The 14,213-nt window shown below is 65.0% G+C and carries 13 protein-coding genes; 4 read left to right on the top strand and 9 right to left on the bottom strand.

Translation table 11 applies throughout. The annotated features are described in order from the left end of the window. Positions 1 to 267 precede the first annotated feature (267 nt). From DW352_RS24455 to DW352_RS24445, 3 genes are read right to left on the bottom strand one after another with little or no spacing between them, the layout of a single operon-like run. Complete coding sequence (locus DW352_RS24455; protein WP_115693774.1) at positions 268 to 1,044, bottom strand: tRNA1(Val) (adenine(37)-N6)-methyltransferase; 777 nt, start codon at positions 1,042 to 1,044, stop codon at positions 268 to 270. Then, positions 1,034 to 1,264, bottom strand: coding sequence for a putative signal transducing protein (locus tag DW352_RS24450; RefSeq protein ID WP_115694591.1), 231 nt, complete (start codon positions 1,262 to 1,264; stop codon positions 1,034 to 1,036). Before DW352_RS24450 ends, DW352_RS24455 begins: the two co-directional genes overlap by 11 nt. Then, positions 1,264 to 2,253 carry a glycosyltransferase family 2 protein gene (locus tag DW352_RS24445; RefSeq protein WP_115693773.1) on the bottom strand — a complete coding sequence of 330 codons (990 nt, stop codon included), beginning with the start codon at positions 2,251 to 2,253 and terminating at the stop codon, positions 1,264 to 1,266. Before DW352_RS24445 ends, DW352_RS24450 begins: the two co-directional genes overlap by 1 nt. A gap of 116 nt (positions 2,254 to 2,369) precedes the next feature. Here DW352_RS24445 and DW352_RS24440 point away from each other — a divergent pair, with 116 nt between their 5' ends. After that, a complete protein-coding gene (locus DW352_RS24440; protein WP_115693772.1) occupies positions 2,370 to 3,380 on the top strand; it encodes a polyprenyl synthetase family protein in 1,011 nt (336 codons plus the stop codon). Positions 3,381 to 3,452: 72 nt separating this feature from the next. On the opposite strand, the gene DW352_RS24435 is transcribed toward DW352_RS24440, so the two are convergent. The 4 genes from DW352_RS24435 to DW352_RS24420 all read right to left on the bottom strand — a co-directional run bounded on the left by DW352_RS24435 (position 3,453) and on the right by DW352_RS24420 (position 8,497). Further along, positions 3,453 to 3,749 carry a hypothetical protein gene (locus tag DW352_RS24435; protein ID WP_115693771.1) on the bottom strand — a complete coding sequence of 99 codons (297 nt, stop codon included), beginning with the start codon at positions 3,747 to 3,749 and terminating at the stop codon, positions 3,453 to 3,455. A gap of 124 nt (positions 3,750 to 3,873) precedes the next feature. Beyond that, positions 3,874 to 4,731 carry a 4-(cytidine 5'-diphospho)-2-C-methyl-D-erythritol kinase gene (locus DW352_RS24430; RefSeq protein ID WP_115694590.1) on the bottom strand — a complete coding sequence of 286 codons (858 nt, stop codon included), beginning with the start codon at positions 4,729 to 4,731 and terminating at the stop codon, positions 3,874 to 3,876. A gap of 208 nt (positions 4,732 to 4,939) precedes the next feature. Further along, positions 4,940 to 6,679 carry a tetratricopeptide repeat protein gene (locus DW352_RS24425; protein WP_425374621.1) on the bottom strand — a complete coding sequence of 580 codons (1,740 nt, stop codon included), beginning with the start codon at positions 6,677 to 6,679 and terminating at the stop codon, positions 4,940 to 4,942. A gap of 168 nt (positions 6,680 to 6,847) precedes the next feature. Further along, positions 6,848 to 8,497: an electron transfer flavoprotein-ubiquinone oxidoreductase gene (locus DW352_RS24420; protein WP_115693770.1), complete on the bottom strand. Its 1,650-nt coding sequence runs from the start codon at positions 8,495 to 8,497 to the stop codon at positions 6,848 to 6,850. Between the two features lie 79 nt (positions 8,498 to 8,576). Here DW352_RS24420 and DW352_RS24415 point away from each other — a divergent pair, with 79 nt between their 5' ends. Next, positions 8,577 to 9,374 carry a uracil-DNA glycosylase gene (locus DW352_RS24415; protein ID WP_115693769.1) on the top strand — a complete coding sequence of 266 codons (798 nt, stop codon included), beginning with the start codon at positions 8,577 to 8,579 and terminating at the stop codon, positions 9,372 to 9,374. A gap of 199 nt (positions 9,375 to 9,573) precedes the next feature. On the opposite strand, the gene DW352_RS24410 is transcribed toward DW352_RS24415, so the two are convergent. Continuing rightward, the gene (locus DW352_RS24410) at positions 9,574 to 9,999 is read right to left on the bottom strand and encodes an EamA family transporter (protein ID WP_115693768.1); all 426 of its coding nucleotides are present in this window, start codon (positions 9,997 to 9,999) and stop codon (positions 9,574 to 9,576) included. Positions 10,000 to 10,164: 165 nt separating this feature from the next. On the opposite strand from DW352_RS24410, the gene DW352_RS24405 reads away from it, so the two are divergent. Both DW352_RS24405 and cydB read left to right on the top strand, forming a co-directional pair. Further along, complete coding sequence (locus DW352_RS24405) at positions 10,165 to 11,556, top strand: cytochrome ubiquinol oxidase subunit I (protein WP_115693767.1); 1,392 nt, start codon at positions 10,165 to 10,167, stop codon at positions 11,554 to 11,556. A gap of 18 nt (positions 11,557 to 11,574) precedes the next feature. Continuing rightward, positions 11,575 to 12,576, top strand: a complete 1,002-nt coding sequence (cydB, locus tag DW352_RS24400; protein WP_115693766.1) for a cytochrome d ubiquinol oxidase subunit II — start codon at positions 11,575 to 11,577, stop codon at positions 12,574 to 12,576. 34 nt (positions 12,577 to 12,610) lie between these two features. Here the strand turns inward: cydB and DW352_RS24395 are convergent, their stop codons facing one another. Beyond that, positions 12,611 to 14,125, bottom strand: a complete 1,515-nt coding sequence (locus tag DW352_RS24395) for a glycosyltransferase family 39 protein (RefSeq protein WP_115693765.1) — start codon at positions 14,123 to 14,125, stop codon at positions 12,611 to 12,613. Positions 14,126 to 14,213 lie beyond the last annotated feature (88 nt).

The following is a 14,213-nucleotide window of genomic DNA, read 5'->3' as shown; positions in this document are numbered from 1 at the left end:
AGCAGATTCCCACATTTTGCCACGCATTACCTATGGAATGCTTTTTGCAGCGAAACAACCGCCGCGCGAAGCGGCGGCACGCGAGAGACCAGTCGATGGACCCGAAGATCACTCTTTTGATCGTGCTAATCGCCAGCGTTATTGGCCTTTCTTACCTGACGGAGGAGAACCTCGGTCGGTTGAGACGCCAGCTCGGCCAGCGTCGCTGGCGAGGATTTGTGCCGCTGCGGCGCAGAGTTTAGGCAGTCGAGGCGCATAAATTCCGCCTTAAAAACGAGCAGGGCCGAGAGCTTCGCCACCGCGCAGTATGTTCTCCGCCGCCACCGTTGGACGTCCATCGCTGCCGTTGAGGACGAGCCCGGCATGATTCTGGTGTCCAGCGCTCTCGCCCTTCACCGCCCGAACCAACACCCTGATCGCCGCCGCGCCCGGACGCGGATAGACCGGCAGCACCGACACCGCGCCGAACACCGGCGCCAGGACTTCGAGCACCCCGGGCAAGCCCTCCGCGCGCCAGATCAGCGTCAGTCGCCCCTCAGGCTTCAGCAGCCGCGCTGCGCTTTCCACCCAGCGGCCGAGCAGGTCCGGATCCGCAACATGCGCGAGCCGGCGTCGCGGGTCCGGCGAGACATTTTGTCGCCGCGGGTCGTTGAAGGGCGGGTTCATCAGCACGCAATCGACGCTCTCGGCGGCGAGCCCGGCAGCGGTCAAGCCCGGGGCGTCCGCGACGTCGGCGGCAACCGCGTTCACCCGCTCCGCAAGGCCGTTCAGCGCGGCATTCTGTCCGGCGAGCGCGGCCAGCACCGGGTCGATCTCGACCAACGTCGCCTGTAACCCTGCGATCCGCCGCGCCAGGGCAAGGCCGGCGCCGCCGACACCGGCGCCGAAGTCGACCGCGTGCTGACCCGCCTGCGCATCCGTAAAGGCGGCGAGCAGGATGGCATCGTGTCCGACGCGATGACCGCGTAAGGGTTGCCGCAGCCGCAGCCGGCCGCCGAGCACAGCGTCTTCGCTCGTTTCCAAGGTCACGCGTTCAGCGCTCATCGCCGCGCAATTCGTGGCCGAGCCCGGCTTCCTGCAAGAGCCGCCGCGCCTGCGCTTCCAATTCGTCGGGCACCAGGATGCGGCGCGGCAGCACACCGAGCGAGCCTTCGAGCACGCTCATGTTCTGATCGAGCACCAGATGATGGATGTTGGCGGCCTTCAGCAGCGCCTCGATCGCGGTGACCAGCACGGCATCGTTGGTGCGCACGATCTCACGCATCAGTTGCGCCGCCATTCATCGCCGGGCCCGCGCAGCGCGAGGAAAGCCAAAAGCTTCATCTCGCGGCGCCCGCGCGTCACGGTGTCGAGCACCAGGCCGACGGCGAATGACAGAAACGCCACCAGCATCAGGCCGGTCGACAGAATAGCGGTCGGCAAACGCGGCACCATGCCGGTTTCGACGAAGGTGATGACGATCGGCACCGCCAGCGCCACCGATACGATCGCCAGCGCGAACCCGACGGCGCTGAAAAACGGCAGCGGCCGCTCGGCCCGATAAAGCTGCAGGATCGTCCACAAGATGCGGAAGCCATCGCGCCACGTGTTGAGCTTGGAGCTCGAGCCTTCCAGTCTTGCGTAGTAAGGCGTGTCGATCTCGGCCACGGCCAGACCAAGCTCGAGCGCGTGAATGGTCAGCTCCGTCTCGATCTCGAAGCCGCCGGACAGCACCGGAAAGGACTTCACGAAACGCCGGGAAAACACCCGATAGCCCGACAGCATGTCGTTGAAGCTCGGGCCGAAAACCGAGGCGACGAAGCGCGTGAGCAGACGGTTGCCGGTCTCGTGGCCCGCGCGGTAGGCGGCCTTTTCGCGATGGACGCGGCTACCGACCACCATGTCGAGGCGCTCATCGACGAGGCGCGCGATCATCTTGCGTACGCTCGGCGCATCGTATGTCGCATCGCCGTCCACCAGTACGTAGATATCGGCCTCCACGTCGGTGAACATCCGGCGCACCACAAAACCCTTGCCCTGACGGGTCTCGCGATAGACCTCGGCGCCGGCCGCGCGCGCGGCTGCGACCGTATTGTCCGTGGAATTATTGTCGTAAACGAAGACCGTGGCCTCGGGCAGCGCGGCGCGGAAATCCCCGACCACCTTGGCGACGGCCACCTCCTCGTTGTAGCAAGGGACCAGCACGGCGATCTTATAGCCCGCAAGGCGGGCCGAACCGTCGGCCGTCGCGGAGGTTGTAGATTCTGTCGCCACCCGGAGCCCCTCTTGCCGTAACCGGCGCTTCAACTCGCAGTGACCGCAATGTAACGCACTTGCCGCGTTAACACAGCGTTTCTATGCTCGCGCCCGCTTGAACCTGGAGATCTGCATTGGCCGTCGTCGTTCCTTTCGAGAGTCCGCGTCCCGCTGGGCTCAACCGCCTCGTCGACCTCGTGGCTGCGGACATGGAACGCGTCAATGCGACCATTCTCGCCCGGACCGGCTCAGAGGTAACGATGATCCCGGAGGTGGCGAACCACCTCATCGCGTCGGGCGGCAAGCGGCTACGGCCGATGCTGACGCTGGCGATGGCCAAGCTCGCCGGCTATTCCGGCGACGGCCACATCAAGCTCGCCGCCGCCGTCGAATTCATGCACACCGCGACGCTGCTGCACGACGACGTCGTCGACGAAAGCGACATGCGCCGCGGCAAGCTCGCGGCCCGCATGGTGTGGGGTAACGAGGCGAGCGTGCTGGTCGGCGATTTCCTGCTCGGCCAGGCATTCAAGATGATGGTCGAGGTCGGCAATCTGCACGCGCTCGACATTCTTTCCTCGGCGGCGGCTGTCATCGCCGAAGGCGAAGTGATGCAGCTCGGCACCGCCAACAACACGGCCACCAACGAAGACGAATACCTCGCCGTGATCCGCGCCAAGACGGCGGAGCTGTTCGCCGCCGCCTGCGAGGTCGGCCCCGCGCTCGCCAACAAGGAGAAGGCCGAACAGGCCGCCTGCCGCTCGTTCGGGATGAACCTTGGCATCGCCTTCCAGCTCGTCGACGACGCGCTCGACTACGGCGGCAAGTCCGCCAAGCTCGGCAAGAACGTCGGTGACGATTTCCGCGAAGGCAAGATCACGCTGCCGGTCGTGCTGTCGTTCCGGCGCGGCACCGAAAGCGAACGCGCCTTCTGGAATCGCACACTGGTCGAGGGCAAGGTCGAGGACGGCGATCTCGACGCCGCGATGGCGATGATGGCCAAGCATCACGCGATCGAGGACACGCTCGGTCGCGCGCGCCATTACGGCGCCATCGCCAAGGACGCGCTGGCGCTCGCGCCCGATTCACCGATCAAGCAGGCGCTCGAAGAAGCCGTCGATTTCTCGATCGCGCGCGCGCACTGAGTTTCTTGTACGACACGCCGTAGCGCAAGCGCGCCGATGGCGCGGCTTAGCCGGCCCTACAGGACACGGCGCTTAGCGCGAGAATTCGCCCGAGTAGCCGGTGGCCGGATCGCGCATGAGCTGGAAGCGGATGTTCGGGTCCGGATCCTGACCGATATAGCGGCCGTACTGATACACCGGCGGCGCGCAACCGTTCGGCTGCGGGCCGTGATTGCCGGGCAGGAGAAAATCCCACGAGAACTGATAGGGCCCGTCGACACAGGCGGCCGCGCGCGGCGGTGTCTTGGCCTTGCGCGGCTTGGCAACGGCCGCATTGGCGGCGACGACGCCCAAGGCCGCAACGGCAACGATAAGCCAACGGACTTTCATGGTTCTCTCCACTGACGCGCCGGTGCCTATCGGCAATTCGGCGGCTTGGCAACCGTTCCCGTCAAAACGGTCATTTCGAAGACACAACGATTCGAAGACACGGATAAATGTCGCGGTCGTACGGCTAACCGAAGACGGTATCGGCGACCCACCAGCGCGGATGCTCGCTCCGGAGTTGCGCCGCGACCGCAGCGGCTTCCGCGGCCGTCGGCAAAAGCGCAAAGCAGGTCGAGCCCGAGCCCGACATGCGCGCCAGCAGAACGCCCGGCAGCGCGGCGAGCGTCGCCAGAACCTCCCCGACCGCCGGCGCACAGGCCACCGCGGCCTCGGTGAGATCGTTGCCGTGCGCGGTGAGATAATCGATCACCCCTTCCGACCAGTTCGGCGGCGCCGTGAGCGGCTTCTTGCTGGTGCGCTCCAACGAGAGCTTCGCGAAGACGTCGCGTGTCGTCAGCGGCACGCCCGGATTGACGAGGACGCCGAACAACTCGGGCAACCAAAGCGCTTCCGACAGATCCTCACCGATCCCGCGCATGATGCGCGGACGCGGATCGAGGCAGACCGGCACGTCGGCGCCGACCGCGAGCGCGGCAGCGGCCAGATGCGGATCGTCGGCCAGGACGCCATTGGCACGCGCGAGCAACCGCAAAGCCGCCGCGGCATCGGACGAGCCGCCACCAATACCCGCGGCCACCGGCAGATTCTTTTCGAGATGGAAATGACCCGCCTTGAGACCCGGCACACGCTCACTCAGCGCGGCCACGGCCTTGAGCACCAGATTGTCGGCGGCGCGGCCGCAGGCCCCGGCATAGGGGCCGCTGATATCGAGGCCGAGCGGGACGCCGGGCTCGAGACGCACCTTGTCGCCAACGGTCGCGAAGACGACCAGGCTTTCCAGCAGGTGATAGCCGTCGGCGCGGCGTCCGACGATACGCAGCGTCAGATTGATCTTGGCAGGAGCCTGTTCGACCAGCGAGGTCACGCGCAATAAACCTTGAAATGCCTGATTAAAGAAACGCGCCGACGCATCTCCTTCCCTCCCCCCAAGAGCTCTTGCGAGTGGTGGGGGACGGGCCGGGGGTGAGGCAAATGGTTCTACGCAGCCAATCGAAGACGCCCCACCCCGGCCGCGCATCGCTTCGCTTGCGCGGTCGATTCTCCCCACCGCTATGCGGGAGGAGGGAAAGAACTCAGCCGCCGTCGCCGGTCTTCTTCGTCGCCTTGGCCTGGTTGGAGCTTTCGGCAGCGAGACCGTTCTTCAGCTTCTCTTCGATCTTCGGCAGTTCTTCCGGCTCGGGCTTGAGATCGCGCGCATGCGCCCATTGGAAGCGCGCCTCGAGCTCACGGCCGACGCGCCAATAGGCGTCGCCGAGGTGATCGTTGATGGTCGGATCTTCCGGCTTGAGCTCGATCGCACGTTCGAGCTGCTTCACCGCCTCGTCGTAATTGCCGATGCGGTAATAGGCCCAACCGAGCGAGTCGACGATGTAGCCGTCGTCCGGGCGCTGCTGCACGGCTTTCTTGATCATGGACATGCCCTCGTCGAGGTTCACGCCCTGATCGATCCACGAATAGCCGAGATAATTGAGCACGTGCGGCTGATCGGGGTAGAGCTCCAGCGCCTTCTTGAGATCGGCTTCCGACTTCGGCCACTGCTTCGAGCGCTCGTAGCAGATGCCGCGGAAATAGAAGATCACCCAGTTCGACTTTTCCGGGTTCTTGATGAGATCGACGCCCTTGGAATAGACGTCGGCGCATTCGGCGAACTTCTTGTGCCCGCGCAGCACATTGCCGAGCGCCATGACCGCTTCGATGTCGTCGGGATGCCGCTTGATCAGCGCCTGAAGGTGTTTCTCGGCCTCGTCGGAGCGATCGAGCGTGTCGAGGTTCGCCGCCATCTGGATCTCGGCGTTGCGATGCAGCGGCGAGCTCGCGGGGACGCGCTCGTAAGCCTTGATCGCCAGTTCCGGCTTCTTCAGCGACTCGTACAGATCGGCGAGCGACAGCAGCGCCAACGGATGATTCGGCGAGAGGTGCAGCGCGAGCTGGAGATAGACGAGCCCCAGATCCTCGCCGCCGCGGCGGCCGAGCGAAGCACCGAGGCCATAAAGCGCCTCGGCGGCGCCGGCCTGCGCCGACGATACCAGGATCGGCAGCTTCTCGCCGGCCTTGAGCTTGGTCATCGCGTCGACGATCAGCGGATGGCGCGGCAGCACCTTGTCGAAGGCCTCGTAGACCGCCAGCGCCTCCTGCGGCGACTTGTTGCGCGACAGCCAGCTGCCATAGGCCTCGACCACGCGCAGCGCGGAGGCGTCGGCTTTGTAGGCGCGCTCAAACCGCTTGCCGGCTTCCTTCTCCTGCCCGGCGAGATCGAGAATCATGCCGGCGTGCAGATCCTTGAAGATCGCGTACCAGTCGGGACCGGCGAGACGATCGATCGCCGCTACCGCGCCCTTGGTATCTTTGGCTCCGAACTGCGCCCACGACGACAACAAGGTCGCGGTCAGATCGGTGATCGGGCCGCGCACCGACTGCGACAGTTCGCGACGGGCGGCGGTGTACTGCTTCTTCTTCAGTGCGTTCACGCCAAGCACGAGGCGCGCGACGCGATCGCTCTTGTCGGCCGCCGCAACCCGGTCGGCGTATTTGACCGCGTCATCGATGTTGCCGCCGACCAGCAGCGACAGGAAGGTACGATCGAGCAACTCGCCGTTCTTGGGGTCGCGGTTGAGCGCCACCCGGTAGTAAGCGGCGGCGGCGGCGGCATCACGCATCTGCCCGGCATGGCGGGCGGCGAGATAGCTGCCCGATGCCGTCAGCCCGATCAGGTCTTGGTCGCTCGGCTGAGCGGCAAGCTCGATCGGTGCCGCCGCCAACAGGGCGGCGAGCGCGGTGCCGGCAAAGTACCGGCCGAGGCTCCAAGAATTCACTGGCGACGCTCCAAATGGGCGATGGCGGCCGGCTGCTCACGCACCGCCGAGGTTGTGCCGAGAATGGACTTTTTGCGCCGCCCCCGCAAGAACAGCCATCGACGGCGCAGACCGGCAGCTTGAATGGCCCCGTGTGGCAGCATCGTGGCCGTCTGGACCGGCTTCGGCTCACATATTCGGATAATTCGGCCCGCCCGCACCCTCCGGCGGAACCCAGGTAATGTTCTGATTCGGATCTTTGATGTCGCACGTTTTGCAGTGGACGCAGTTCTGGGCATTGATGACGAATTTCGGATTGCCGCCCTCTTCCACCCATTCGTACACGCCGGCCGGGCAGTAGCGGGATGACGGCCCCGCATAGACGTCATGCTCGGAACGCTTCTGCAGGTCCATGTCCTTGACCTTCAGATGCGGCGGCTGGTCTTCCTCGTGGTTGGTGTTGGACAGAAACACCGAGGAGAGCCGGTCGAAGGTCACCTTGCCGTCCGGCTTGGGGTAGGCGATCGGCTTGCATTCGGACGCCGGCTTGAGCGTCGCATAGTCCGGCTTGCCGTGGCTGAGGGTGCCGAACAGCGAGAAGCCGAGGGTCCGCGTCCACATATCGACACCGCCAAGGCCGATGCCGAGCATCGTTCCGTATTTCGACCAAAGCGGCTTGGCGTTGCGCACGCGCGACAGATCTTGGCCAATCGCCGAGCCACGCCAGCCGGCATCGTAATCCGCAAGCTCGTCATGCGCCCGGCCACCTGCCAGCGCCGCGGCAGCGGCTTCCGCCGCCTGCATGCCGGAGAGCATGGCGTTGTGGCTGCCCTTGATGCGCGGCACGTTGACGAAGCCGGCGTCGCAGCCGATCAGCGCGCCGCCGGGGAACGTCAGCTTCGGCACCGATTGATAGCCGCCTTCGGTGATGGCGCGCGCGCCGTAAGAGAGACGCTTGCCGCCTTCGAACGTGTCGCGCACCAGCGGATGCGTCTTGAAGCGTTGGAATTCCTCGAACGGCGACAGATAAGGATTCTGATAGTTGAGATGGACGACGAAGCCGACCGACACCAGATTGTCGTCGAAGTGATAGAGGAACGAGCCGCCGCCGGTCGAATTGTCCAGCGGCCAGCCGAACGAGTGCTGCACCAGCCCCTTCTTGTGCTTCTCGGGCGCGACCTGCCACAGCTCCTTGAGGCCGATGCCGAACTTCTGCGGTTCGCGGCCTTCCTGCAGATTAAATTTCGCGAGAAGCTGCTTGCCGAGATTGCCGCGCGCGCCCTCCGCGAACAACGTGTACTTGGCGCGCAATTCCATGCCGCGGGTGAAATTGGCGTTCGGCTCGCCGCTCTTGCCGATGCCCATGTCGCCGGTGGCGACGCCGACCACCGCGCCGTTGTCGTCGTAGAGCACCTCGGCCGCGGCGAAGCCCGGATAGATCTCGACACCGAGCGCTTCCGCTTTGGTCGCCAGCCAGCGGCAGACATTGCCGAGCGACACGATGTACTTGCCGTGATTGCTCATCAGCGGCGGCAGCATGAGGTTCGGCAGCCGCACCGAGCCGCTCTGGCCCAGCCAATAGAAGCGGTCGTCGGTGACCGTCGTCGTGATCGGCGTATCCTCCGAGCGCCAGTCCGGCAGCAGCTTGTCGAGGCCGACCGGATCGATCACCGCGCCGGACAGAATGTGGGCGCCGACCTCGGAACCCTTCTCGACCACGACCACGGAAATATCCGCGTTGATCTGCTTGAGACGGATGGCGGCGGCCAGGCCCGAGGGACCGGCGCCCACAACCACCACGTCGAATTCCATCGCCTCACGCGCGGGCAGCTCTGTCATGAATGGTCTCCCTTGGGTTTCCTTTTTCCATTTTTAAACACGGGCGGCAATCGTCCGGGCTTCGTGCTAAGGTGCAAAAATGGTTTCAGCCGACATTAAACCCGCGCGGGAGTTGCTCGACTTCTATCTGGAAGCCGGCGTCGATGCCGCGCTGGGCGAAGAGGCTGTGGATCACTTCGCCGAGGAGACGCCGCCGCTCCAACCGGCGCGCACGGCTCCCGCCATATCCGAACCGCGCATCGCCCCACCCGCGGCCCCCTTCGTACCCCCGGCGCCCGACGCCGCCGCGATGGAGGCCCGCGTCGCCGCCAGAAGCGCCCAGACGCTCGAGGAACTGCGCGACATTCTCCAGCGCTTCGACGGCTGCGCACTCAAGGCGACGGCCACCAAGCTGGTCTTCGCCGACGGCACACCCGGCTCGCGCGTGATGTTCGTTGGCGAGGCCCCTGGACGCGACGAAGACATCGAGGGGCTGCCCTTCGTCGGCCGCTCCGGCAAGTTGCTCGACCGTATGCTGGCGGCGATCGGCCTCGACCGTCGTCACGTCTACATCGCCAACATCGTGCCGTGGCGTCCGCCCGGCAACCGCACGCCGACGCCGCAGGAGTCGCAGATCTGCCTGCCCTTCGTCACGCGGCAGATCGAGCTTGCCGATCCGGATATTCTAGTATGTCTCGGCGGCCCTTCGGCACAGACCCTGCTCGGCCTGAAGGAAGGCATCACCAAGACGCGCGGCCGTTGGTTCACCTTCGACACCGGCAAGCGCGAGATTCGCGCCATCCCGACGTTCCATCCCGCGTTCCTGCTGCGCAGCCCGCTGCAGAAGCGCTTTGCCTGGCGCGATTTCCTGGCGATCAAGAAAGCGCTGGAGAGTTAACTGGCGCCGGCTAGCGGTTGTTCGCGATTGCGTCCCTCGATGCTTTCAATGTCATGCCCCGCGCAAGCGGGGCATCCAGTACACGATGGAAAACGAGGTGATTACTGGATCGTCCGCTTTCGCGGACGATGACAGCGTCGGTGAGCGCTTAAGCCTTTTTCCCGGGACGAGCGGCCCTCGCCTGTCCGGAATTGGCGCCCTACCGATACGCAACCAGGATCGCACCGACGGCGATCAGCGCGACACCCAGCCAGTTCGGCGCGCTCAAGCGCTCACCCAAGAACATGACGCCGAACACCGCGACCAACACCACCGACAGCTTGTCGATCGGCGCGACCTTCGCCGCATCGCCGAGCTTGAGCGCTCGGAAATAGCACAGCCACGACGCGCCGGTGCCCAGCCCCGACAGCACGAGAAAGAGATAGCTGCGGCCGGAGATGCTGCTCGGCGCCTGGAATTGCCCGGTCGCCGCGAGCAGCAAGCCGAGCGTGACGATGACGACGATGGTGCGGATGAAGGTGGCGAGGTCGGAACCGATGTTCTCGACGCCGACCTTGGCGAAGATCGCCGTCAGCGCGGCGAAGATCGCCGACAGCGCCGCCCAGACTAGCCATGAAGACCACATGCTCACCTGAGCCACCTCGTCCGCCGAGCCTCGATTTGAAGCGCATTATTAAGCGCAATTGCCAACAATCGGACTACGAATACGTCCACGCTAGGACAATTTGGGAACTATAAATGCGGTCTGGAACTATATAAAGTTGACCAACATGCCCATTGGGAGTTCGCCATGGACTTCGACCCTGTCCTGTTGGCTCGTCTGCAGTTCGCCTTCACCGTCATATTCCATATCATTTTCCCGAGCTTCACCATCGGCTTGTCGGCCTATATTGCGACACTCGGCGTAGTCTGGCTGCGCACCGGCGAAGAACGCTTCCATGTCCTGATGCGGTTCTGGACCAAGATCTTCGCGGTGTCCTTCGCGATGGGCGTGGTCTCCGGCATCGTGCTCTCCTACCAGTTCGGCACCAATTGGAGCCGCTTCTCGCTCGTCACCGGCAACGTGCTGGGACCGCTGCTCGGCTACGAAGTGCTGATGGCGTTCTTTCTCGAAGCGACGTTCCTCGGCATTCTGCTGTTCGGCTTCAATCGTGTGCCGGCCTGGCTATACGTGCTCTCGGCCGCCATCGTCGCTGTTGGCACGGCCTTGTCGGCCTTCTGGATTCTCGCCGCCAACAGCTGGATGCAAACGCCGACCGGCCACGTCATCCGCGATGGTATCGCCTATCCCGTGGACTGGCTGCAGGTGATCTTCAATCCGAGTTTCCCCTATCGTCTCGCGCATATGCTCAACGCCGCCTACATCACCACGGCCTTCGTGGTGCTCGCAGTCGGCGCGCGCTATTTGCTTGCCGGGCGCTACGTTGCCGAGGGACGCACCATGATGCGCATGGCCATCGGCCTGCTCGTCATTCTCGCGCCGCTGCAGCTCTTCATCGGCGACCAACATGGCCTCAACACACTCAAGCATCAGCCGATCAAGGTTGCGGCCATGGAAGGCCATTGGGACGGCTCGAAGCCTGTGGCGCTCGAACTGTTCGCCTGGCCCGATGAGAAAACGGAGACCAACCGCTTCTCGATCGCGATCCCGCACGCGTCCTCGCTCATTCTCACGCATAGTTGGAACGGCCTGATCCCCGGCCTCAAGAGCGTGCCGCCCTCGGAACGGCCGCCGGTCGTGCCTGTGTTCTTCGCTTTCCGCATCATGGTCGGCATCGGCCTGTTCATGATTGCTGCGGCGCTGCTCGGCGCGTTCTTGTGGTGGCGCGGCTCGCTGTTCGAACAGCGCTGGTATTTGCGCGTCATGGCGCAGTGCTGGTGGATCGGCTTCGTCGCGGTGATTTCCGGCTGGGTCGTCACGGAAACGGGCCGCCAACCCTGGATCGCCTATGGCATTCTGCGCACCGCCGACGCGATATCGCCGGTACCGGGCGCGACCGTCGCCGGGACTCTGGCGCTATTCGTTGTCACCTACGGCATCGTCTTCTGGTTCGGCATCTACTACATCAACCGCCTGATCGTGCGCGGCCCCGACCAGCCCGCCGCCGTCAAGCCGAGTGACACCTTCTCGAACCGTCCCATCGCCGCCGCGCGCGACGCCGGCGGCACGACCATCGACTAGAACGCCGGAGAACGTGCGATGGAATGGTATCTGCCGCTGATCTGGTCCGCCATCATCGGCGTCGCCGTCATCCTCTACGTCGTCCTCGACGGCTTCGACCTCGGCATAGGCATTCTGTTTCCGACCGCATCAGACGAGCGCGAACGCGACCAGATGATGCGTTCGGTGGCGCCGTTCTGGGACGGCAACGAGACATGGCTGATCATGGGTGGCGTCGGGCTGTTCGTCGTGTTTCCGCAGGCCTATGCGGTGATCATGCCGGCGCTTTATCTGCCGATGATCATCATGCTGCTGGCCTTGGTGTTTCGCGGCGTCGCCTTCGAATTCCGTCTCGTGTCGCATAGCAAGACGTGGTGGAGCTTCGCCTTCACCGCCGGCTCGACGATCGCCTCCTTCGCGCAAGGCGTCATCCTCGGACACCTGATCGAGGGAATCACCGTGAGCAACGGCGCGTTCAGCGGCGGCCCGTTCGACTGGGCGACGCCCTTTGCCCTCTTGTGCGGACTCGGCCTCATGTGCGGCTACGGCCTGCTCGGTGCCACCTGGCTAGTGATGAAGACCGAGGGACCGGTGGCGCGACGCGCGCGCGGTCAGGCGAAGTTCTTTCTCGTGCTGGTGTTGGCGTTCATGGCGGCGGTCAGCCTGTGGACGCCGCTGATGGAGCCGCGCATCGCCGAGCGCTGGTTCTCGCTGCCCAACTTCTATTTCTTGTGGCCGGTGCCGTCGATCACCGCGCTCACCGCCTATCTCGTCTGGCGCTGGATCAACGAAGAGCGCGACGCGCCGCCCTTCCTAGCTGCGATTGTGCTGTTCCTGCTCGGCTTCGCGGGACTGGTGATCTCCAATTTCCCCTATCTCGTGCCGCCATCATTGACGGTGTGGGACACCGCGGCCGGCCCCGCCAGCCAGATATTCATGCTCATGGGCACGCTGCTCCTGCTGCCGATGATCATCGGCTACTTCATCTTCGTGCACTGGCTGTTCCGCGGCAAAGTCGCCGAAGGCGAGAGCTATCACTGAGCCCTTGTCATTCCGGCCGCAGCGAGAATGACGCTCAAGGCTGCGGCGGCGCGGGCGGCCTGATCATCGCCCAGCCGAGGCGGATGAGCGGCAGGAAACCTTGCATCGTGCGCGCGAAGGATCGCGGCACTTCCGGCACCATGTCGGGAAACTGCTCTTTGATTGCGGTGGGGGGCGTGCCGGCATTGTCGGTCGCTGGCCACACCAAGAGCCCGCCTTGCGTCCGCACATCGGCGGCGGTCGCCCAGGGGCTGCGCTCCGGCGCCCAGGCAAAATACACGTGCGGCCGGCTCGGCGCGGTCATGGCGATCAGCGGCGCGAGCTTGGCATCGCCGGTGACGTAAGGCAGCGGCTTGCCGGTACGGCGCTCATAGACGTCGCCGTAGTAACGCCCCTCCGCATTGGCAGGCTGGGCGATGGCAAGCTCCGTCTTCGTCAGCCAGGGCAACAGCGCCATGCCGAGCACGACCAGCGCCGGCGGCACGACCAAAAGACCGAGCCAGGCCGACGATACGAGCCGCTCGCGATAGAGCTGCACCCGGTTGCCGGCGGCAACGACGATGGCAAGGCCCGAGAGCACCACCAAAGGCGTGACCCGCTCGAGCGGCCCGAGCTTGCCGCTGAGGGCAACGAAGGCGATCGCCGCCAAGGCCGGCGCCAGTGCGAACACATAGACATAGAGCTTGGCGAAGTCCGAGACGGGATGGCGCGTGATTTCCGGCGCATCGTCCTTGCGCTTGCGCGGCCAGCCGCTCGCTAGCAAGACCAGAAGCGCCAGGCCGAGATGCGTGAGCACGAGCGTCACGGCGAACCAGACGGCCGGCGCATGGGTGCCGGTCGCGAGATTGCTGTCGTTGAAGCCGCCGAGCACCAGTCGCCACATCGTGCCAAGCCAGGCCGCGTGCGGAAACACCACGATCGCGAACAGCACCGCGGCGAGCCACGGCTCCGGATGCAGCAAGGCGCGTTGTCCGTTGCGATGCGCGAGCGTGAAGGCCGCGAGCAGGATGATCAAAATGACGCCGGCGTAGCTCGCCAGCAGCAGCAAACCGAGATCGAGCGCCAACAGAAACCAGTAGCCGCGCTCGCGCTCGCCGACGGCGCGCCAGTAATGCAGCAGCGCCAGCGCCCAGAGCGGCGCGGCCAGCACCGCCGGACCGAAATTCGGCGTCGGTACCGTGAACGCGGCGACGCCCACCATCAACAACACGCCGAGCATCGCATGCCGCGTGCCGACGATGCGGCGGCCGAGCGCGAACACCGCCCAATAGGTGAGAACGACACAGGCCTGCGCGAGCGCGTAGAGGCCGAACACGCCGGCGATCCTGAAGGCCGCTTCGCCCAGCCAGAAGGCGAGCGGCGGACCGAGATAGCTGCCGAGCACGAATTCATGACCGATGGCGAGCAGCAGCGGCACGTCCCCGGGCGGCGCGCTGTAGAACAGCGCCGGCACCAGCGTCCACAGGACAGCCTGCGCCAGGGCCACGGTCCAGAACACGAAGGCGGGGCGCCCGCGCAGGAATTCAATGAGGAGGGAAACGTAATGCATGGGGCTTTCTTATCCCTCCTCCGCTTGCGGGGGAGGGTCGGCGAGCGAAGCGAGCCGGGGTGGGGGCGTTCAGCCACTCACCCCACCC

The sequence above is a fragment of the Pseudolabrys taiwanensis genome (genome assembly GCF_003367395.1).
Taxonomy (GTDB): Bacteria; Pseudomonadota; Alphaproteobacteria; order Rhizobiales; family Xanthobacteraceae; genus Pseudolabrys; species Pseudolabrys taiwanensis.
This window is presented reverse-complemented; position numbering and strand designations above follow the sequence as displayed.

Coding starts and splice junctions, on each gene's coding strand:
- DW352_RS24455 (WP_115693774.1), bottom strand. CDS start 1,044: ATGAGCGCTGAACGCGTGACCTTGGAAACGAGCGAAGACGCTGTGCTC.
- DW352_RS24395 (WP_115693765.1), bottom strand. CDS start 14,125: ATGCATTACGTTTCCCTCCTCATTGAATTCCTGCGCGGGCGCCCCGCC.
- DW352_RS24450 (WP_115694591.1), bottom strand. CDS start 1,264: ATGCGTGAGATCGTGCGCACCAACGATGCCGTGCTGGTCACCGCGATC.
- DW352_RS24435 (WP_115693771.1), bottom strand. CDS start 3,749: ATGAAAGTCCGTTGGCTTATCGTTGCCGTTGCGGCCTTGGGCGTCGTC.
- cydB (WP_115693766.1), top strand. CDS start 11,575: ATGGAATGGTATCTGCCGCTGATCTGGTCCGCCATCATCGGCGTCGCC.
- DW352_RS24415 (WP_115693769.1), top strand. CDS start 8,577: ATGGTTTCAGCCGACATTAAACCCGCGCGGGAGTTGCTCGACTTCTAT.
- DW352_RS24405 (WP_115693767.1), top strand. CDS start 10,165: ATGGACTTCGACCCTGTCCTGTTGGCTCGTCTGCAGTTCGCCTTCACC.
- DW352_RS24420 (WP_115693770.1), bottom strand. CDS start 8,497: ATGACAGAGCTGCCCGCGCGTGAGGCGATGGAATTCGACGTGGTGGTT.
- DW352_RS24410 (WP_115693768.1), bottom strand. CDS start 9,999: ATGTGGTCTTCATGGCTAGTCTGGGCGGCGCTGTCGGCGATCTTCGCC.